Source organism: Moorena sp. SIO4G3, from assembly GCF_010692305.1.
Lineage (GTDB): Bacteria > Cyanobacteriota > Cyanobacteriia > Cyanobacteriales > Coleofasciculaceae > Moorena > Moorena producens_A.
This window is the reverse complement of sequence record NZ_JAAHIG010000516.1, coordinates 1-5,364: the sequence shown is the minus strand read 5'-3', so window position 1 is coordinate 5,364 and position 5,364 is coordinate 1. Positions and strand designations below refer to the sequence as shown.

The following is a 5,364-nucleotide window of genomic DNA, read 5'->3' as shown; positions in this document are numbered from 1 at the left end:
CTTCTCCAGCACTTGGACAAGCCAGAGGAAGCTTGCGGAGTCTTTGGTATCTATGCACCAGAGCAAGATGTCGCTAAGCTAACTTACTTTGGTCTATTTGCCCTACAGCATCGAGGTCAGGAGTCATCAGGGATTGCTACCTTTGATGACAAGCAGCTGCATGTCTACAAGGATATGGGGCTAGTCTCCCAGGTCTTTAATGAAGAAATTTTGGCTCAGCTACCTGGTCAGAGTGCCGTTGGCCATAACCGCTATTCTACCACCGGTTCTAGCCATATCGGCAATGCTCAACCAGCCGTGGTGGAAACTCCCTTAGGATCGTTGGCTTTGGCTCATAACGGTAACTTGGTCAACACTATGCAATTACGTGATGATTTACTCAAGCATAACTCTAACTTGATGACCACTACGGATTCAGAACTAATCGCCCTAGCGATCGCTGCAGAGGTTAACCATGGCAAAGGGTGGTTGGAGGCAGCAATGAGTGCCTTTCAATCTTGCCAAGGAGCGTTTAGTTTAGTCATTGGCACACCGGATGGATTAATGGGTGTTCGTGACCGGAATGGCATTCGCCCTCTAGTGATTGGCACCTTAGGTGGCAATTCTGGGGGCTACGTGCTGGCATCAGAAACCTGTGGTTTAGACATTATCGGTGCTGACTATCTGCGGGATGTGGAACCGGGAGAATTAGTGTGGATTAATGACGAAGGGATTGCTTCCTTCGACTGGAGTCAAAAGCCAGAGCGCAAAGTTTGCATCTTTGAGATGATTTACTTTTCTCGCCCTGATAGCGTCATGGATGATGAAACTGTGTTTAGCTATCGGTTACGCCTAGGGCGTCAGCTGGCAAAAGAGTCAACACCAGATGCGGACATGGTGATTGCTGTACCCGATTCTGGTATCCCCGCAGCTATCGGCTTTTCCCGAGAGTCCGGTATTCCTTACGGAGAGGGACTGATTAAAAATCGCTATGTGGGTCGCACCTTTATCCAACCCACTCAGAGTATGCGAGAAACTGGCATCCGCATGAAACTTAATCCCCTCAAAGATGTCTTAGTTGGTAAACGACTGGTACTAGTAGATGACTCCATTGTTCGAGGAAACACCAGCAGCAAACTTATCAAAGCTTTGCGTGATGCAGGTGTGGCTGAGGTACATATGCGAGTGTCATCGCCCCCAGTTACTCATCCTTGCTTCTTTGGAATAGACACCGATAACCAAGAGCAACTGATTGCCGCCACCAAGTCAGTGGCAGAAATAGCCAATTATATTGGTGTAGATTCCCTCGCTTATCTGAGTTGGGAGGGAATGATGCTAGCCACAGGAAAAGACTCTAAGAGTTTCTGCTCTGCTTGTTTCACAGGTCATTACCCTGTTCCCCTTTCAGAAGAACTCAAGCGTTCTAAATTGAGGCTGGAAGAGGTACAGGTTTGAAGGTCAAAGGAAAAAGGTCAAAGGTAGCACCACACCCATAACAGGGTGAATAAATTCTCCCAAGCCCTTTGCCTTTTTCCTGCCCCCCTTATTAAGCTCATAAGGGTAGGTTTTTGACTTTGACCTCAGGTGTGGGGTGTAGGGGGAGCGGGTGTAGGGTGTGGGGCATAAGAAAGCGATGCTAATGGTGCGACAATCAAGGGAATTTAATAATTAGATTCGATCAGCGCACCAAAGCCAGACCTGCGGGGGTTTCCCCCACTCGCGCTTTGGTACAAGACAATGATGATTTTTAGCGATGCAGCAAGGGAACAGGGGAGCCAGTGCGGTCTTGGGGAGGCAGCGCCTTCATGCGGGGGTTTCCCCCATGAGCGACTGCCGTGGTCTCCCCCATGAGCAACTGGCGTGGTTTCCCCCACTCGCGCTTTGCATGGCTGACAACGACAAGGGATGCAGCGCCTTCATGGGGGGGTTTCCCCCACTCGCGCTTTGCATCAAGACAATTAAGTATATTGTCTTATCCCCCACACCCCACACCCCACACCCCACACCCCACACCTCACGTCTTTGTTAAAAACTTACCCCTGTGAGCTTATTAAGGGGGGATAAGGGCAGCCGTGATGATACTGTTGGCGACAAGCGTAAATTTCTTGAGGTTGCCAAGGCTGATTATCCCCTAAAGTTAAGAAATTCTACACCAGCTCTGCTAATGCCCACCATTGTTCAATGCATAGGTTATTATTATCACTGAGTGATTAAGAACGATTATGGGTGAAGCAAAACGCCGGAAAGCAGCACTGGGAGAAGACTACGGGAAAGAAGCCAACATATTTCCATGGCTCCCGATAACTAAAAGTCAGGGTGAGCAGTTTGTTAAATGGACCACTAGGGGAGCTTGGGCTGGTATTGTCTTTATGATTGTCTTCTGGCTAACGGTGAGATTTATAGGACCTGGATTTGGTTGGTGGCAAGTAAATTAACATCGTGCGACTCCCTAATCACACGGAAGTATCGGTTGCACTTTGACCGGTAGTTAGGTTAGTTAAAGAATTCTGATAAACATATAGAAACTACTAATGTATATCCCTTGACTCATGAAAATTCTGACAAGGGAGCCAATTTGCCTTGACCGACAGGTTTATTTTGGGATAGAACAAGGCAAGAGATTAAGGAAAAGATTTACAAAAGTCTATTTTTTATAAAAATCCCCCAATTCTATCCTGATTTATATTGAAACATGAAGATTAAATTTTTAAGAAAGAATAGAAGCTCTAAAATCTAGGAGTGGTGTTTGGAGAACAGACGTGTTTATACGACTTGCAGAGGAGCACCGTCAATTTGTCAGAGATTTAGTAATGAATCTCCAGGCGTTGGCAATTGTACTAGAAAACCAAGGCTATTTAGCCTCCTGCTACACCTGTGGTGGGCAGATGAATAGCGCATCGTTTATGGTTAGCTTGGGGGACAATCACCTGATTCGATTTTTGGTTTCAGATTACGGGATCACTTGGACTGAAATGCGCGATGACCGAGAACTGATGAAGTTGGAAGGTGCTGAAGCAATTGGTCAACTACAAGATCTCGCCAATCTGGTTAAATACCGAATTCGTCCTTCAGAATCTCACCCTGCCCTTAAGTTACCACTGTCGTGACCTTAAAACTGAGTAAGGCAAAACAGGAATCCAACCAGGATTGCTAAACACAGATATATAGCACAGTTTTATCCATATAATTCTGTCTATTTGTGTTTTGATCAACATCAACAGGGAAAGGTAAAAATTGATGGCTGGCTAATTCATGGCTGGCTAATTGAGTGTTGAACGTTAACTGTTGACTGTCAACACTCAACTGGAAATACTTCATCGAAAGGTAAAGCCCATAAAGTGCTTTAGCAACGGCTAAGACCGACGGCTAAGAGCAGCATTGTAAACCTTCTCATTTTGTTGGACTGACTTCCACAAATCTACTACAGGCTGAGGATAGTGTACACCTATTCTTAGCCCATAGCGCTTTTGCTCATCCGATGATAATGTCCAGGGTTCATGGACTTTCCTAGCAGGGACAGAAGTAAGTTCGGGTAGCCAATGCTTTACGTATTTTCCCTGGGGATCATAATCTTTAGATTGTTTCTGAATATTAAAATAGCGAAAACCACGAGCATCATTGCCTACCCCAGCTGTGTAGTTCCAGTTGCCCCAATTGCTACACACATCATAATCAATCAACAGCGACTCAAACCACTCCGCTCCCATCTGCCAGTTTATCCCCAGATTCTTGGTCAGGAAACTGGCAACATTTTGTCTACCCCGATTGGACATAAAGCCTGTGGCTGTTAATTCCCGCATATTGGCATCAACTAGGGGAAAACCAGTCATTCCCTCGGTCCACAGGTCAAATCTCTTCCAGTCCACCTTCCACGGTATGCTTACCCCTTGTAATCCCGATTGGCGAAAGACTCGATTACCATGCTTGGCACAGATAAATCGGAAATAGTCGCGCCACAGTAACTCAAAGACTAACCAATAGGTAGAGTCGTTTTTAGCCCGTTGTATTTCGTACTCCTGAACCTGTTGATAGATATAACGAGGCGATAGACAACCCAAGGCTAGCCAGGGGGAAAATTTGGAGGAGTAATCTGCTCCCAACATGCCATTTCGGGTTTGTTTGTAACGCTTAAGACAGTCTTTTTCCCAGAAGTAGTGATCTAGTCTAGCTAGTCCGGCTGTTTCCCCACCTTTGAATTGCAACACTGCCCCTTGATCAGGGACTGGTGGCTCTTGTCCCAACTCAGCTAACTGAGGCAGTTCACCAACATCTACCTTAGGTAAGGGTGGTAGAGTTTTGGGAGTGGGGAAACTGGGATAAACTGTGGAAGATTTCTCCAGCTGCTTGCGAAATTGGGTAAATACTTCGGGAATGTGGGGAATACCAAAGGGCAATTCATTGATGTGGAATAGGGTAGAGCCCCAAAACGACTTGACTTTCACGCCAATTTGAGCAAGCGCCTTTTTGAGGGCGGATTCGACGGCTAACTCTTCTGAGGTGACTTCCCGGTGATAGTAAACTGCCGAGATTCCTAGTTGTTTTGCTAAAGATGGGATAATCTGTTCCGGTAAACCCCGGCGCACCACTAAATTACTACCAAGATTACTACCAACGGATTTCCCGAGATCGGCAGGGTTAAGCGATCGCAAAGAATTCCGCAAGTCCGCTACACTTTCGAGCAAAAACTGAGCGCGAAATGCACCGGTTTTTGGGAAACCAAAGGAGGTAGTACCAAATTGTCGGTCATCAAAGCAGTACAGGGGGATAATTTCAGCTTTTTCCTGGACAGCTTGATAGAGTGGCTCATGGTCATGGATCCGTAAATCGTTGCGATACCAGATCACGATAAGTTTTTGATTCACAGTGGCTGAGGTCGGTTCTGTTTGATTTTGCCAAGATCCACGAAAGCGCCAAAATGACATTAAGGCGTAGCCCTGATGTCATGTGATTTGTGGTGCTTTTTGTAGTTGCAGATTTTTGTAGTCCGATTGGATGGCATGCCGCAACTGCTGTAGCTGTTTGCTAGTAGTTCATTTTTCCAGTGTACCAGTGTAACTCTTGCTGATCAATTTCTTTACTGTGTCTCGGCGTTCACGTCGCGTGGCCTAAAGGCCATCGAAAAACAGAACATAAAACCAAAACTAGATTTTGACAATCCATTATTCAGCAATGCTCCTAAGTCTGGCAATTTGGCGCTTAGCTGGCAGGCATTAGAAGCCCCACACCTAATGCGTAGCATAGGTGTGGGATGAATTTTGCACAGGGTATGTATGGAATGCTATAATATATGTAATGATAAACAAAGCCGTTCGCGAAGCGTGGCCAAAGGCCTTAAATGCTGGTTTATCAGCTATTTACAGCGCGAAAAAATCGAATTTTTGTATT

The 5,364-nt window shown here is 46.0% G+C and carries 4 protein-coding genes; 3 read left to right on the top strand and 1 reads right to left on the bottom strand.

Features of this window, described 5'->3' with window-relative positions:
- Positions 1 to 12: 12 nt before the first annotated feature.
- The 3 genes from purF to F6J99_RS41620 all read left to right on the top strand — a co-directional run bounded on the left by purF (position 13) and on the right by F6J99_RS41620 (position 3,086).
- Positions 13 to 1,434, top strand: coding sequence for an amidophosphoribosyltransferase (gene purF / locus F6J99_RS41630; protein ID WP_293122431.1), 1,422 nt, complete (start codon positions 13 to 15; stop codon positions 1,432 to 1,434).
- Positions 1,435 to 2,201: 767 nt separating this feature from the next.
- Positions 2,202 to 2,414, top strand: coding sequence for a DUF2839 domain-containing protein (locus F6J99_RS41625; RefSeq protein WP_075897373.1), 213 nt, complete (start codon positions 2,202 to 2,204; stop codon positions 2,412 to 2,414).
- 324 nt (positions 2,415 to 2,738) lie between these two features.
- Entirely contained in the window at positions 2,739 to 3,086 is a 348-nt protein-coding gene (locus tag F6J99_RS41620) for a DUF1815 family protein (RefSeq protein ID WP_070391648.1), read from the top strand.
- A 246-nt stretch (positions 3,087 to 3,332) separates the two neighbouring features.
- Here the strand turns inward: F6J99_RS41620 and F6J99_RS41615 are convergent, their stop codons facing one another.
- Complete coding sequence (locus tag F6J99_RS41615; RefSeq protein ID WP_293122428.1) at positions 3,333 to 4,901, bottom strand: DASH family cryptochrome; 1,569 nt, start codon at positions 4,899 to 4,901, stop codon at positions 3,333 to 3,335.
- Between the last annotated feature and the right edge of the window lie 463 nt (positions 4,902 to 5,364).